This is a genomic window from Enterobacter sp. RHBSTW-01064, assembly GCF_014103035.1.
Lineage (GTDB): Bacteria > Pseudomonadota > Gammaproteobacteria > Enterobacterales > Enterobacteriaceae > Enterobacter > Enterobacter mori.
In genome coordinates this window covers 490,725-506,402 of record NZ_JABXOU010000003.1, presented here as the reverse complement: position 1 = coordinate 506,402, position 15,678 = coordinate 490,725, and the positions used below count along the sequence as shown (strand labels likewise).

General features: G+C 56.4%; 11 protein-coding genes. 9 read left to right on the top strand and 2 right to left on the bottom strand.

Going from position 1 to position 15,678, the window contains the following annotated elements:
• Window position 1 precedes the first annotated feature (1 nt).
• The 6 genes from yihT to ompL all read left to right on the top strand — a co-directional run bounded on the left by yihT (window position 2) and on the right by ompL (window position 7,831).
• Complete coding sequence (gene yihT, locus HV355_RS12595) at window positions 2-877, top strand: sulfofructosephosphate aldolase (protein WP_023333889.1); 876 nt, start codon at window positions 2-4, stop codon at window positions 875-877.
• Window positions 878-891: 14 nt separating this feature from the next.
• Complete coding sequence (gene yihS / locus HV355_RS12590; protein ID WP_182402090.1) at window positions 892-2,133, top strand: sulfoquinovose isomerase; 1,242 nt, start codon at window positions 892-894, stop codon at window positions 2,131-2,133.
• Between the two features lie 16 nt (window positions 2,134-2,149).
• Complete coding sequence (locus HV355_RS12585; protein ID WP_182402088.1) at window positions 2,150-4,174, top strand: alpha-glucosidase; 2,025 nt, start codon at window positions 2,150-2,152, stop codon at window positions 4,172-4,174.
• 45 nt (window positions 4,175-4,219) lie between these two features.
• The gene (locus HV355_RS12580) at window positions 4,220-5,602 is read left to right on the top strand and encodes an MFS transporter (RefSeq protein WP_182402086.1); all 1,383 of its coding nucleotides are present in this window, start codon (window positions 4,220-4,222) and stop codon (window positions 5,600-5,602) included.
• 43 nt (window positions 5,603-5,645) lie between these two features.
• Window positions 5,646-7,070 (top strand): MFS transporter, encoded by a 1,425-nt coding sequence (locus HV355_RS12575; protein ID WP_182402084.1) that lies wholly within the window; start codon window positions 5,646-5,648, stop codon window positions 7,068-7,070.
• A 74-nt stretch (window positions 7,071-7,144) separates the two neighbouring features.
• Window positions 7,145-7,831, top strand: a complete 687-nt coding sequence (gene ompL / locus HV355_RS12570) for a porin OmpL (RefSeq protein ID WP_023333894.1) — start codon at window positions 7,145-7,147, stop codon at window positions 7,829-7,831.
• 63 nt (window positions 7,832-7,894) lie between these two features.
• On the opposite strand, the gene typA is transcribed toward ompL, so the two are convergent.
• Window positions 7,895-9,718, bottom strand: a complete 1,824-nt coding sequence (gene typA, locus HV355_RS12565; protein ID WP_010436831.1) for a ribosome-dependent GTPase TypA — start codon at window positions 9,716-9,718, stop codon at window positions 7,895-7,897.
• Between the two features lie 387 nt (window positions 9,719-10,105).
• Here typA and glnA point away from each other — a divergent pair, with 387 nt between their 5' ends.
• The 3 genes from glnA to glnG all read left to right on the top strand — a co-directional run bounded on the left by glnA (window position 10,106) and on the right by glnG (window position 14,159).
• Window positions 10,106-11,515 (top strand): glutamate--ammonia ligase, encoded by a 1,410-nt coding sequence (gene glnA / locus HV355_RS12560; RefSeq protein ID WP_010436828.1) that lies wholly within the window; start codon window positions 10,106-10,108, stop codon window positions 11,513-11,515.
• Between the two features lie 170 nt (window positions 11,516-11,685).
• Window positions 11,686-12,735: a nitrogen regulation protein NR(II) gene (gene glnL / locus HV355_RS12555; RefSeq protein ID WP_010436825.1), complete on the top strand. Its 1,050-nt coding sequence runs from the start codon at window positions 11,686-11,688 to the stop codon at window positions 12,733-12,735.
• A gap of 11 nt (window positions 12,736-12,746) precedes the next feature.
• Window positions 12,747-14,159, top strand: a complete 1,413-nt coding sequence (gene glnG, locus HV355_RS12550) for a nitrogen regulation protein NR(I) (protein ID WP_042716381.1) — start codon at window positions 12,747-12,749, stop codon at window positions 14,157-14,159.
• Between the two features lie 69 nt (window positions 14,160-14,228).
• On the opposite strand, the gene hemN is transcribed toward glnG, so the two are convergent.
• Window positions 14,229-15,602 (bottom strand): oxygen-independent coproporphyrinogen III oxidase, encoded by a 1,374-nt coding sequence (gene hemN / locus HV355_RS12545; RefSeq protein ID WP_182402082.1) that lies wholly within the window; start codon window positions 15,600-15,602, stop codon window positions 14,229-14,231.
• Between the last annotated feature and the right edge of the window lie 76 nt (window positions 15,603-15,678).

Sequence of the window (15,678 nt, the reverse complement as noted above, 5' to 3'; positions counted from 1 at the left end):
AATGACGATGTACACCCTGAAAGATATCACCCGACCTTCCGGCGGTTTTGCGATGCTGGCCGTGGACCAGCGCGAAGCGATGCGCCTGATGTTTGCTGCGGCAGGCGCGCCGGTGCCGGTAACCGACCAGCACCTCACGGATTTTAAGGTTAACGCGGCGAAGATTCTGTCGCCGTACGCCTCTGCCATTCTCGTCGACCAGCAGTTCTGCTATCGCCAGATTGTGGCGCAGCAGGCCGTCGCCAAAAGCTGCGCGATGATTGTGGCGGCCGACGAGTTTATCCCGGGTAACGGCATTCCGGTCGACAGCGTGGTGATCGACAAGAATATTGACGCGCAGGCGGTGAAACGCGATGGCGGCAAGGCGCTGAAGCTGCTGGTACTGTGGCGCAGTGATGAAGATCCGCAGCAGCGTCTTGAGATGGTGAAGGCGTTCAACACGCTGTGCCACGACAACGGGCTGTTGAGCATTATCGAGCCGGTTGTGCGTCCGCCGCGTCGCGGTGCCGCGTTTGACCGAGAACAGGCGATTATCGACGCGGCCAAAGAGTTGGGTGACAGCGGTGCCGACCTCTACAAAGTGGAGATGCCGCTGTTTGGCAAAGGCACGCAGCCGGCGCTGCTGGCGGCCTCGCAGAAGCTGAACGAGCACATCGCTATGCCGTGGGTGATCCTCTCTTCCGGCGTGGACGATAAGTTATTTCCGCGCGCCGTGAGCGTAGCGATGCAGGCAGGGGCATCGGGCTTTTTAGCTGGTCGCGCCGTCTGGTCATCCGTGATTGGCCTGCCGGATACGGAGCTGATGCTCCGCGATATTTCCGTACCAAAACTGCAGCGTCTGGGCGAGATCGTCGACGAAATGATGGCTCGCCGCTGAGAAAGGACCCGAACATGAAATGGTTTAACACCCTGAGCCATAACCGCTGGCTCGAACAAGAGACCGACCGCATTCTCGATTTCGGTAAAAACGCCGCCTTACCAACCGGCTTTGGCTGGCTGGGCAATAACGGGCAGGTGCGCAGCGATATGGGCACCCATCTGTGGATCACCGCCCGCATGCTGCACGTGTATGCGGTAGCGGCGAACATGGGGCGCCCCGGCGCGTACGCCCTGGTTGAGCACGGCATTAATGCCCTGAACGGTCCGCTGCGCGACAGACAGCACAGCGGCTGGTACGCCTGCGTAAACGATGAAGGCGTGATTGATGCGTCCAAGCAGGGCTATCAGCATTTCTTCGTCCTGCTGGGCGCGGCGAGCGCCGTCACCACCGGTCACCCCGAGGCACGCAAGCTGCTGGACGACGCCATCGAGGTGATTGAGCGCTACTTCTGGAGCGAACAGGAGCAGATGTGCCTGGAGTCCTGGGACGAAGCCTTCAGCAAAACGGAAGATTACCGCGGCGGTAACGCCAACATGCACGCCGTGGAAGCCTTTCTGATTGTCTATGACGTGACCCACGACCGGAAATGGCTCGACCGCGCCCTGCGTATCGCCTCGGTGATTATTCACGACGTGGCGCGCAAAGGGGAGTATCGCGTTAATGAGCATTTCGATACGAACTGGAACCCGATCCGCGATTACAACATCGATAACCCCGCCCACCGCTTCCGCGCCTATGGCGGCACGCCGGGGCACTGGATTGAGTGGGGCCGCCTGATGCTGCACCTGCGCGCCGCGCTGGAAGCCCGCTTTGAAACCCCGCCGGAGTGGCTGCTGGAAGATGCGAAAGGCCTGTTTCACGCCACTATCCGCGACGCCTGGGCACCCGACGGGGCCGACGGGTTTGTCTACTCCGTGGGCTGGGACGGTAAGCCTATCGTGCGCGAACGCGTGCGCTGGCCGATCGTCGAGGCGATGGGCACGGCTTACGCGCTCTACACCGTCACCGGTGAGGCGCAGTACGAAGCCTGGTATCAGAAATGGTGGGATTACTGCATCAAGTACCTGATGGATTACGAAAACGGTTCCTGGTGGCAGGAGCTGGACACCAATAACAAAGTGACCACCAAAGTCTGGGACGGCAAGCAGGATATTTACCACCTGCTGCACTGCCTGGCGATCCCCCGCCTGCCGCTGGCGCCGGGCTTAGCCCCAGCCGTAGCCGCCGGATTACTGGATAGCCTGGCCAAATAATAAAGACGGAGTTTTTATGCGTACCCTACACAATATTGACCTGAAAAATAACGAAAGTGGTTTCACCCTGCGCTGGCAGGACCGCCTGATTTTATCCCACACCGATGATGCCCCTTGCCTGTGGATCGGCGCAGGCGAGGCGGATATCGAGATGTTTCGCGGCAACTTCAGCATCAAAGACAAGCTCAACGAAAAGATTGCCCTGACGGACGCGACCGTCACGCAGCAAAGCGCGGGCTGGGCGATCCGCTTTACCCGCGGCGATGCGGTGAGCGCCACGCTGCTGGTGGGCGTCGATGCGGAAGGTCGTCTTGAGCTGAAGCTTAAAAACGATGCTCCCGGCCATAACCGCATCTGGCTGCGGCTGGCGGCTCAGCCACAAGATCATATCTACGGCTGCGGCGAGCAGTTCTCGTACTTCGATCTGCGCGGCAAGCCGTTCCCGCTGTGGACCAGCGAGCAGGGCGTGGGCCGCAATAAGCAAACCTACGTAACCTGGCAGGCCGACTGCAAAGAGAACGCGGGCGGCGATTACTACTGGACCTTCTTCCCGCAGCCCACCTTCGTGAGCACCCAGAAGTACTACTGCCACGTGGATAACAGCTGTTATATGAACTTCGACTTCAGCGCGCCGGACTTCCACGAGCTGGCGTTCTGGGAAGATAACGCCACATTGCGCTTCGAATGTGCGGAAACCTACGTCGATCTGCTGGAAAAACTGACCGGCCTGCTGGGGCGTCAACCGGAGCTGCCGGACTGGGTTTACGACGGCGTGACGCTGGGTATTCAGGGCGGCACCGAGGTGTGTCAGCAGAAGCTCGACGCCATGCGCGAGGGCGGCGTGAAGGTAAACGGCATCTGGGCGCAGGACTGGTCCGGCATCCGGATGACCTCCTTTGGCAAACGCGTGATGTGGAACTGGAAGTGGAACAGCGCGCTCTATCCGCAGCTTGATGAGCGGATTGCGCAGTGGAAACAGGAAGGCGTGCAGTTCCTCTCCTATATCAACCCGTACGTCGCCAGCGATAAAGATCTCTGCGAAGAGGCGTCGAAGCGCGGCTATCTGACCAAAGATGCCGACGGCAAGGATTACCACGTTGAGTTCGGCGAGTTCTACGCGGGCGTTATCGACCTGACCAACCCGGAAGCCTACAGCTGGTACAAAGAGGTGATTAAAAAGAACCTGATTGAACTGGGCTGCGGCGGCTGGATGGCCGATTTCGGGGAGTATCTGCCAACCGATACCTTCCTGCACAACGGCGTGAGCGCGGAGATCATGCATAACGCCTGGCCTGCCCTGTGGGCGAAATGTAACTACGAAGCGCTGGAGGAGACCGGCAAGCTCGGAGAGATCCTGTTCTTTATGCGCGCGGGATACACCGGCAGCCAGAAGCACTCTGTGATGATGTGGGCGGGCGATCAGAACGTCGACTGGAGCCTGGACGACGGTCTGGCGTCCGTCGTACCGGCGGCCCTTTCACTGGCAATGACCGGGCACGGGTTACACCACAGCGACATTGGCGGCTATACGACGCTTTTCGAGATGAAGCGCAGCAAAGAGCTGCTGCTGCGCTGGTGCGACTTCAGCGCCTTTACGCCGATGATGCGTACCCACGAGGGCAACCGCCCTGGCGATAACTGGCAGTTCGACGGCGATGCGGAAACCATCGCCCACTTCGCGCGCATGACCACCGTGTTCACCACCCTGAAGCCGTACATCAAAGCTGCGGTTGCGCAGAACGCGAAAAGCGGCCTGCCGGTGATGCGCCCGCTGTTCCTGCACTACGAGGACGACGCGCGCGCCTTCACGCTGAAATACCAGTATCTGTTTGGCCGTGACCTGCTGGTGGCGCCGGTTTATGAAGAGGGCCGTCGCGACTGGACGCTCTATCTGCCGCAGGACAGCTGGGTCAATGCGTGGACCGGGGAAACCTGCCAGGGCGGCGACGTCACCGTTGATGCTCCGCTCGGCAAGCCGCCGGTGTTCTATCGCCAGCACAGCGAATGGGCAGATCTGTTTAGCACCTTACGTCATATCTGATAAGGCTCGCCCGCAGGGAAACCTGCGGGCAGACGGAGAATAATAATGAGTCAACTTACTTCCGATCCGGCAACCCTACGACTGCCGTTTAAAGAAAAACTCGCCTACGGGATGGGCGACCTCGGCTCTAACATCCTGCTGGATATCGGCACGCTCTATTTGCTGAAGTTTTACACCGACGTGCTGGGGCTGCCGGGCACCTACGGCGGGATTATCTTCCTGATTGCGAAGTTCTTTACCGCCTTCACCGACATGGGTACCGGGATCATGCTCGACTCCCGGCGCAAGATTGGCCCGAAAGGGAAGTTCCGCCCGTTCGTACTGTATGCGGCCTTCCCGGTGACGCTGCTGGCAATTGCCAACTTCGTCGGCACGCCGTTTGAGATGACCGGTAAAACGGTGATGGCGACGGTGCTGTTTATGCTGTACGGCCTGTTCTTCAGCATGATGAACTGCTCCTACGGCGCGATGGTGCCCGCCATTACCAAAAACCCGGACGAGCGCGCGTCGCTGGCCGCCTGGCGTCAGGGCGGCGCCACGCTGGGCCTGCTGCTCTGTACCGTGGGCTTTGTGCCAGTGATGAACCTGATAGAAGGTAACGACCAGCTTGGGTATATCTTCGCTGCAACCCTCTTCTCGCTGTTCGGGCTGTTCTTCATGTGGTGGTGCTATAAGGGCGTGACGGAGCGTTACGTCGAGACACAGCCTGCAAACCCGGCGCAAAAACCGGGCCTGCTGCAGTCGTTTCGCGCCATCGCCGGGAACCGTCCGCTGTTTATCCTGTGCATCGCCAACCTGTGCACGCTGGGCGCCTTTAACGTCAAACTCGCCATCCAGGTCTACTACACGCAGTACGTGCTGAACGACCCGATCCTGCTGTCGTATATGGGCTTCTGCAGCATGGGCTGTATTTTTATCGGCGTCTTTATGATGCCCGGTGCGGTGCGGCGTTTTGGCAAGAAAAAGGTCTACATCAGCGGGCTGATGATTTGGGTGGCGGGCGATCTGCTCAACTACTTCTTCGGCGGCGGCTCGGTGAGCTTCGTGGCGTTCTCCTGCCTGGCGTTCTTCGGTTCCGCGTTCGTGAACAGCCTGAACTGGGCGCTGGTCTCCGATACCGTGGAGTACGGCGAGTGGCGCACCGGCGTGCGCTCCGAGGGGACGGTCTACACCGGCTTTACCTTCTTCCGGAAGGTATCGCAGGCGCTGGCGGGCTTTTTCCCGGGGATCATGCTCACCCAAATCGGCTATGTGCCCAACGTGGTGCAATCCGCCGGAACGGTTGAAGGGCTGCGGCAGCTGATATTTATCTATCCGAGCCTGCTGGCGGTCATCACCATCGTGGCGATGGGCTGCTTCTACAACCTCAACGAGAAGATGTATGTGCGCATCGTGGAAGAGATTGAACTGCGCAAACGTACGGCATAAATGACGTGAGAAAGCGCCCTGCGGGGCGCTCTGAGGATCGACCATGACACATAACAGTGATCCGTTAACCCTGAAGTTGAGCCTGCGAGAGAAGTGCGCCTACGGGATGGGCGATTTTGGCTCGAACCTGATGCTCTGTATCGGGACGTTGTATTTGCTGAAGTTTTATACTGACGAACTGGGTATGCCTGCGTTCTATGGCGGCATCATTTTCCTGGTGGCGAAGTTTTTTACCGCGTTGACCGACATGCTGACCGGCGTGTTGCTCGACTCGCGGCGCAACATCGGACCGAGGGGGAAGTTCCGGCCATTCATTCTTTACGCTTCCGTCCCGGTGGCGCTGGTCGCGACGGCGCAGTTTATGGCCAACGACTTTAGCCTGACGGTGAAAACGGCTCTCGCTACCGTGCTCTTCATGATGTTTGGCCTCTGTTATAGCCTGATGAACTGCGCCTACGGCGCGATGGTCCCGGCTATCACCAAAAACCCGAACGAGCGCGCGCAGCTTGCGGCGTGGCGTCAGGGTGGCGCAACGGTGGGACTGCTGCTCTGCACCGTCGGCTTTATGCCCATTCAGGCGCTGTTCGTCAGCCAGCCCTCCCTGGGCTATCTGGTGGCCGCGCTGGTGTTCGTCACCGGCGGCCTGTTCTGCATGTGGTGGTGCTATAGCGGCGTGAAAGAGCGCTACGTGGAGCTCACGCCCGATCATCATAAGCCCGGCATGCTGAAATCGTTCTGCGCCATCTTTCGTAACCCGCCGCTGCTGGTGCTATGTATCGCCAACCTGTGTACCCTCGCCGCATTTAACATCAAGCTGGCGATTCAGGTCTATTACACCCAGTACGTGCTGAACGATCTGCACCTGCTGTCGTGGATGGGCTTCTTCAGCATGGGCTGCATTCTGATTGGCGTGTTTCTGGTGCCGGGCGCGGTGAAGCGATTTGGCAAGAAGCCGGTCTATCTGGGCGGGCTGACGCTATGGGCAGTGGGCGACGTGCTGAACTTCTTCTGGGGAACCAGCTCCCTGCTGTTCGTACTGTTTTCCTGCATGGCCTTTTTCGGCACGGCGTTTGTGAACAGCCTCAACTGGGCGCTGGTGCCGGATACGGTTGATTATGGCGAGTGGAAAACCGGCATTCGTGCCGAAGGGTCGGTGTATACCGGCTACACCTTCTCGCGCAAAATCTCCGCCGCGCTCGCCGGTTTCCTGCCCGGGATTATGCTGACCCAGATTGGCTACATTCCCCATGCCGTGCAGAGCGCGGGCACGCTGCTGGGGTTGCGTCAGCTTATCTTTCTCTGGCCTTGCGGTCTGGCGATTATCGCCGCCATCACTATGGGACTTTTTTATAAACTCAACGAAGCGCGCTTCGCTTCCATCATTGAGGAGATTGGAAAACGGAAAAAACAATCCGCGAATACCCCTGAGATAACCACCAACAATAAAGCGTCAGCAGTCACTTTATAACAATAAATCCGGCCATTCTTTCCTTCCTGTTAATCAGGAGGGAGGCCTTTCTGTACCTGATACATGGACAAATTATGAAAAGAATCATTACTGTACTGATCGTGTCGTCTGTGTCCTGCCCGGTATTTGCCGGGGCATATGTCGAAACGCGTGAAGCCTACAATACGGCCTCTGAGCTGCACGAGGTGATCCTGCGCGCGGGATATAACTTCGATATGGGCGCGGGGCTGATGTTCACCAACGCTTATAACGTGGGGAAATGGGATGAACTCAAGCACAGCTATAACGAAATAGAGGGGTGGTATCCGCTCTTCAAACCGACCGACAAACTCACCTTCCAGCCCGGCGGGTTGATTAACGACAGCAGCGCAGGGTCTGGTGGTGCGGTTTATTTAGATACCAACTACAAATTTACGGACGGGTTCAACCTGACGTTCCGCTATCGCTATAACCATAACAATTACGATACGCCGGACTATAACGGGCAGATGGATAAAAACGACACGCACGAGTTTGCCAACTACTGGAATTTCAAAGTGACGGATGCGTTTTTCTACACCTTTGAACCGCATTTTTTCCAGCGGGTGAATGATTACCACAGCAAAAATGGCAAAGACCATCACTGGGAGATTACCAATAAGTTCAGCTATAAGATCGACAGAAACTGGCTGCCGTATCTTGAGCTGCAGTGGCTGGACCGATGGAATGATTACAACCGCGAGCAGTACCGGATTCGCCTGGGATTACGGTATTCGTTCTAATAAAAAAGCCGCTGATCGCTCAGCGGCTTTTTACATACAGGACAGCGTAAACGCTAACCTGTATTACTCTTCTTTCGCACCGCGCATTGCACGTTTACGATCGTTCTCGGTCAGGTGACGTTTACGGATACGAATTGACTGTGGAGTCACTTCTACCAGTTCGTCGTCATCGATGAATTCCAGAGCTTGCTCCAGGGTCATCTTGATCGGTGGAACCAGAACCGTTGCTTCGTCAGTACCTGACGCACGCATGTTGGTCAGTTTCTTACCGGTCAGGCAGTTTACAGTCAGGTCGTTAGAACGACTGTGAATACCGATGATCTGGCCTTCGTAAACTTCTGCACCGTGACCCAGGAACAGCTTACCGCGGTCCTGCAGGCTGAACAGTGCGAACGCAACCGCTTTACCCTGACCGTTGGAGATCAGAACGCCGTTGTTACGCTGGCCGACTTCGCCCGGACGAACATCGTCATAGTGGCTGAAGGTGGAGTACAGCAGACCCGTACCAGACGTCATGGTCATGAACTCTGAACGGAAGCCGATCAGGCCACGGCTTGGGATCACGTAGTCGAGACGTACGCGGCCTTTGCCATCTGGATTCATGTTTTTCAGGTCGCCTTTACGCTCACCCAGAGCCTGCATCACAGAACCCTGATGCTGCTCTTCAACGTCCAGCGTGACGTTTTCGAACGGCTCTTGTTTACGGCCGTCGATTTCGCGGAAGATAACTTTCGGACGGGAAACCGCCATCTCGAAACCTTCACGACGCATGTTTTCGATCAGAACTGACAGGTGCAGCTCACCACGACCGGAAACGCGGAATGCATCAGCGTCTGGCGTTTCTTCAACGCGCAGCGCAACGTTGTGCACCAGCTCTTTGTTCAGGCGGTCAAGGATCTGACGAGAGGTAACGAACTTACCTTCTTTACCACAGAACGGAGAGGTGTTGACGTTGAAGAACATGGATACGGTTGGTTCATCAACGGACAGGGCTGGCAGCGCTTCGACTTTCTGCGGATCGCAGATGGTGTCGGAGATGTTCAGTTCACCCAGACCGGTGATGGCGATGATGTCGCCCGCTTCAGCGATGTCGCTCTCGATACGCTCAAGACCCAGGTGAGTCAGTACTTTACCCACTTTACCGTTACGGGTTTTGCCTTCGCTATCGATGATAGTGACCTGCTGGTTAGGCTTAACTTTACCGCGCTTGATACGACCAATGCCGATTACGCCAACGTAGTTGTTGTAGTCGAGCTGAGAGATCTGCATCTGCAGGGTGCCGTCGAGATCAACGTTTGGTGCAGGAACACGGTCAACAATCGCCTGGTACAGCGGGGTCATGTCTTCGGCCATGTCTTCATGGTCCAGACCTGCAATACCGTTCAGCGCAGAAGCGTAAACGATAGGGAAGTCCAGCTGCTCGTCGGTCGCGTCGAGGTTAACGAACAGGTCGAAGACCTGATCAACAACCCAGTCAGGACGCGCGCCAGGACGGTCAACTTTGTTGATAACAACAATTGGCTTCAGACCATGAGCAAACGCTTTTTTGGTCACGAAGCGCGTCTGGGGCATTGGGCCATCCATTGCGTCAACGACCAGCAGAACGGAGTCTACCATGGACATTACACGTTCAACTTCACCACCGAAGTCGGCGTGCCCTGGGGTATCAACGATGTTGATACGGTAGTCATTCCATTTGATAGCGGTGTTTTTGGCGAGGATGGTAATCCCACGCTCTTTCTCCAAATCGTTGGAGTCCATCACGCGTTCTTGAGTTTCGGCACGAGCATCAAATGTACCGGACTGCTGCAGCAGCTTATCAACCAGGGTAGTTTTACCATGGTCGACGTGCGCGATGATGGCGATGTTACGCAATTTTTCGATCACAACTTTGCCTCAGGCATTTAGAAATAGCGCGTTATTGTACACGGATTAATCGCACTACAAAACAGGATCACAAACATCCCCCGCAAACAAGTATTGCAGAGATGCTTTGTGATCGCTTTCACGGAGCGGTAAAAGGGCACTTTAACGTAAATTGCACCAATATGGTGCTCAATGTTCACATTGAAGCACTATACTGGTGCAACAAATCCATTGTGGTGCAGCCCTTTTGCACTATGGTGCGCATGATAACGCCTTTTTGGGGTGTTTTAAAAGTTGGCACAGATTTCGCTTTATAAAAATACGGCAAAAAGATGGCATCACAGCCACCTTGATAGAAGTTGAAGACCTCGTTACCACGACGACAATGACCAATCTGGAGAGTTAAGTATGTCCGCTGAACACGTTTTGACGATGCTGAACGAACATGAAGTGAAGTTTGTTGATCTGCGCTTCACCGATACCAAAGGTAAAGAACAGCACGTCACAATCCCTGCTCATCAGGTGAACGCCGAATTCTTTGAAGAAGGCAAAATGTTTGACGGCTCCTCCATTGGTGGCTGGAAAGGCATTAACGAATCCGACATGGTTCTGATGCCAGACGCAACCACTGCGCTCATTGACCCGTTCTTCGAAGAGCCAACCCTTATCATCCGTTGCGATATCCTCGAGCCAGGCACGCTGCAGGGCTACGATCGTGACCCACGCTCCATCGCGAAACGCGCTGAAGAGTACCTGCGTTCTACCGGCATCGCAGACACCGTTCTGTTCGGGCCAGAGCCAGAGTTCTTCCTGTTTGACGACATCCGCTTCGGCGCGTCAATTTCAGGTTCCCACGTGGCTATCGATGACATCGAAGGCGCATGGAACTCTTCCACCAAATACGAAGGTGGTAACAAAGGTCACCGTCCTGGCGTGAAAGGCGGTTACTTCCCGGTTCCTCCGGTCGATTCTTCACAGGACATCCGTTCTACCATGTGTCTGATCATGGAAGAGATGGGCCTGGTTGTGGAAGCGCATCACCACGAAGTGGCGACCGCTGGCCAGAACGAAATCGCTACCCGCTTCAACACCATGACCAAAAAAGCGGATGAGATTCAGATCTACAAATACGTTGTGCACAACGTTGCGCACCGTTTCGGTAAAACCGCGACCTTCATGCCAAAACCAATGTTTGGCGACAACGGTTCCGGTATGCACTGCCACATGTCCCTGTCCAAGAACGGTACCAACCTGTTCTCTGGCGACAAATATGCCGGTCTGTCCGAGCAGGCGCTGCACTACATCGGTGGTGTTATCAAACATGCTAAAGCGATCAACGCCCTGGCGAACCCAACCACTAACTCCTACAAGCGTCTGGTCCCAGGCTACGAAGCACCGGTGATGCTGGCCTACTCTGCCCGTAACCGTTCTGCTTCTATCCGTATCCCGGTTGTTGCTTCTCCGAAAGCGCGTCGTATCGAAGTTCGCTTCCCGGACCCAGCGGCTAACCCATACCTGTGCTTCGCAGCACTGCTGATGGCCGGTCTGGACGGTATTAAGAACAAGATCCACCCTGGCGAAGCCATGGACAAAAACCTGTATGACCTGCCGCCAGAAGAAGCGAAAGAGATCCCACAGGTTGCAGGCTCTCTGGAAGAGGCACTGAACGCGCTGGACGCAGACCGTGAGTTCCTGACGGCTGGCGGCGTGTTCACCGATGAAGCTATCGACGCTTACATCGCGCTGCGTATTGAAGAGAACGACCGCGTGCGTATGACTCCGCATCCGGTTGAGTTCGAACTGTACTACAGCGTTTAATCGAGTTGTTTTACCCGGCGTGATAAACGTCGGGAGTAGTTGCCGTGGAAACTTTTAGCCCATCTCCGGATGGGCTTTTTTCTCCACCAACAACCTGATCTGACGCGCTTTTTACGCCGAAAAAGCTATACTGCACTAAATTAGTGCAACCAACTCCAGGAGACTGCTGAATGGCAACTGGCACGCTGCCCGATGCTGGGCAGATCCTCAATTCCTTAATTAACAGTATTTTGCTGGTCGATGACGAGCTGGCGGTGCATTACGCCAACCCGGCGGCGCAGCAATTGCTCGCCCAGAGCTCACGCAAGCTGTTTGGCACCCCGCTTCCTGAACTGTTGAGCTATTTTTCGCTGAATATTGGCCTGATGCAGGAGAGTTTGCAGGCCGGACAGGGGTTCACCGATAACGAAGTGACACTGGTGATCGACGGGCGTTCACATATTCTCTCTCTTACCGCGCAACGTCTTCCCGAAGGACTGATCCTATTGGAAATGGCGCCGATGGATAATCAGCGTCGGCTCAGCCAGGAGCAGCTTCAGCATGCGCAGCAAATTGCCGCTCGTGACCTGGTGCGTGGCCTGGCGCATGAGATAAAAAACCCGCTGGGTGGCTTACGCGGTGCAGCACAGCTGCTGACCAAGGCGTTGCCCGACCCTGCACTGGCAGAGTACACCAACGTCATCATTGAGCAGGCCGACCGTCTGCGGAATCTGGTAGACCGTCTTCTTGGGCCGCAGCAGCCGGGCATGCACGTCTCTGAAAGCATTCATAAAGTGGCGGAGCGGGTGGTGAAGCTCGTCTCGATGGAACTGCCAGAGAACGTCACGCTGGTGCGCGATTACGACCCAAGCCTGCCGGAACTGGCGCATGACCCGGACCAGATTGAACAGGTTCTGCTGAATATTGTACGTAATGCGCTACAGGCGCTGGGACCGGAAGGGGGCGAGATTATTTTACGTACCCGCACCGCCTTCCAGCTCACGCTGCACGGCGTGCGCTATCGTCTGGCGGCACGCATCGACGTTGAAGATAACGGTCCGGGTATCCCGCCGCATCTGCAGGACACGCTGTTTTACCCGATGGTCAGCGGCCGCGAAGGCGGCACCGGGCTGGGGTTATCCATTGCCCGCAGTTTGATCGACCAACACTCTGGCAAAATTGAATTTACCAGTTGGCCGGGACATACCGAGTTTTCGGTTTTCCTGCCGATTAAAAAATAAAGGTGACGTTTATGCAACGAGGGATAGTCTGGGTAGTCGATGACGATAGCTCCATCCGTTGGGTGCTGGAACGCGCGCTCACTGGGGCGGGGTTAAGCTGCACGACGTTTGAGAGCGGCAGCGAGGTGCTCGACGCACTCACCACCAAAACGCCAGATGTTTTGCTTTCGGATATTCGCATGCCGGGAATGGACGGGCTGGCGTTGTTAAAGCAGATCAAACAACGCCACCCTATGCTTCCGGTCATCATAATGACGGCGCACTCCGACCTGGATGCCGCAGTGAGCGCCTACCAGCAAGGGGCGTTTGATTACCTGCCAAAGCCGTTTGATATCGACGAGGCGGTGGCGTTGGTTGAACGCGCCATCAGCCACTACCAGGAACAACAGCAGCCTCGTAATGCGCCCGATTTTGGCCCCACTACGGACATCATCGGTGAAGCGCCTGCGATGCAGGATGTGTTTCGCATCATCGGGCGTCTGTCGCGTTCGTCCATCAGCGTATTGATTAACGGCGAATCGGGTACCGGTAAAGAGCTGGTTGCCCATGCATTGCATCGCCATAGTCCGCGGGCTAAAGCGCCTTTCATCGCGCTGAATATGGCGGCCATTCCGAAGGATTTGATTGAGTCCGAGCTGTTCGGCCACGAAAAAGGGGCGTTTACCGGGGCGAATACTATTCGTCAGGGGCGCTTTGAGCAGGCTGACGGCGGGACGCTTTTCCTGGATGAAATCGGTGATATGCCGCTGGACGTTCAGACCCGCCTGCTGCGCGTGCTGGCCGACGGACAGTTTTACCGCGTGGGCGGCTATGCGCCGGTGAAGGTGGACGTGCGCATTATCGCTGCGACGCACCAGAACCTGGAGCTGCGCGTGCAGGAGGGAAAATTCCGTGAGGATTTATTCCACCGCCTGAACGTTATCCGCGTTCACCTGCCGCCGCTACGCGAGCGCCGGGAAGATATTCCCCGCCTGGCGCGTCATTTCCTGCAGGTGGCAGCCCGCGAGCTTGGCGTGGAGGCCAAGCAGCTTCACCCGGAAACCGATGCCGCCCTCACCCGACTTGCGTGGCCGGGCAACGTGCGCCAGCTGGAAAACACCTGTCGCTGGTTAACCGTGATGGCCGCCGGACAGGAAGTGCTGATTCAGGATTTACCCGCAGAGCTGTTTGAAGCCACTGCACCTGAAAGCAGCACCGGTCACGCGCTGCCGGACAGTTGGGCAACGCTGCTGGCGCAGTGGGCTGACCGCGCACTGCGTTCCGGTCATCAAAACCTGCTGTCTGAAGCTCAGCCTGAGATGGAGCGTACGCTGTTAACCACCGCGCTTCGTCATACGCAGGGCCATAAGCAGGAGGCCGCTCGCCTGTTGGGATGGGGGCGTAATACCCTGACGCGCAAGCTTAAAGAGCTGGGAATGGAGTGATTTTGGCAGTGCCGGGTGGCGCTTCGCTTACCCGGCCTACATTTCGCGGTTGCCTAAGCCGAAAGCGGCTTAAATAACCCGCGAGAACTGCTGCAGGCGCGCTTTCTGACGCAGATAGGCGTCAAAGCACATGCAGATATTACGGATCAACAGACGCCCTTTCGGCGTGACCTCAATGGCACCCTCAGTAACATCCACCAGCCCATCTTTGGCCAGCGGGGCAAGCAGCTTCAGATCTTCTGCAAAATAATCGCTGAAGGTCAGATTCCACTGTGCTTCCACGTCACTGAAATCGAGACGGAAATTGCAGATAAGCGCCTTAATCACATCGCGTCTGATGCAGTCGTCGCGGGTTAGCGCGATGCCGCGCCACAGCGCGTTGCCCGTTTCATCAACCTGCTGATAATACTGTTTTAACTCTTTCTGGTTCTGCGCGTAGCAGTCGCCAATCATGCTGATGGCCGAGACGCCCATCCCCAGCAAGTCGGTATCGCCCTGCGTCGTGTAGCCCTGGAAGTTGCGGTGCAGAACGCCTTCGCGCTGGGCAATCGCCAGCTCGTCATCCGGACGGGCAAAGTGATCCATCCCGATAAACTGATAACCGGTTTCGGTCAGCGAGGTGATAGTTTCCTGCAAAATATCCAGTTTCTGCTGAGCAGAAGGGAGATCGGCATCTTTGATTTTGCGCTGAGCAGCAAACAGCGTCGGCAGGTGCGCATAGTTAAAGACGCTCAGACGGTCCGGGTTGAGTTCAGCCACGCGCTTCAGCGTGAAGGCGAAGCTCTCCGGCGTTTGCTTTGGCAGGCCGTAAATCAGGTCGATATTGGTCGACGTAAAGCCGATATCACGCGCGTGGTTGAGTAAGGCAAAGATAAATTCTTCGTCCTGCTCGCGGTTGACCAGACGCTGCACCTCTTTGTTGAAGTCCTGCACGCCCATGCTCAGGCGGTTGAAACCTTCGGCGCGTAAGTGATCCAGTACATCCAGCTCGATTTCGCGCGGATCGACCTCGATCGAGATTTCAGCATCGTCGTTAAAATTAAAGTTGCCGCGCAGCAGCGCCATCAAACGGCTGATCTGCGCTTTATTCAGGTACGTTGGCGTGCCGCCGCCCCAGTGAAGCTGGCTGACGTGACGACCGGCAAACAGCGGCGCGCGGTGCAGGATTTCCTGCTCAAGCGCATCAAGATACTGATCGGCTTTGTGCTGCTGGCGGGTAACGATTTTATTGCATCCGCAGAAGTAGCAGAGCTTGTGGCAAAACGGAATATGGACATAAAGCGACAGCGGACGCTCGGGATAGCGCGCGACGGCCTGCTGAAAATCCGCCTCGCCGAAAGCATCGGAGAACTCCAGCGCGGTGGGGTATGAGGTATAACGCGGCCCGGAATAGTTATATTTCTGGATTAGGGCCAAATCCCAGTCGATAGTTGGTGCTGACATGCTCACTCCTTCCGTTGGTGTCGCGTTCGTTTACGGCGGCCCGGTCCGGCCCCATTGCGAGCCATCATTCGGGTGC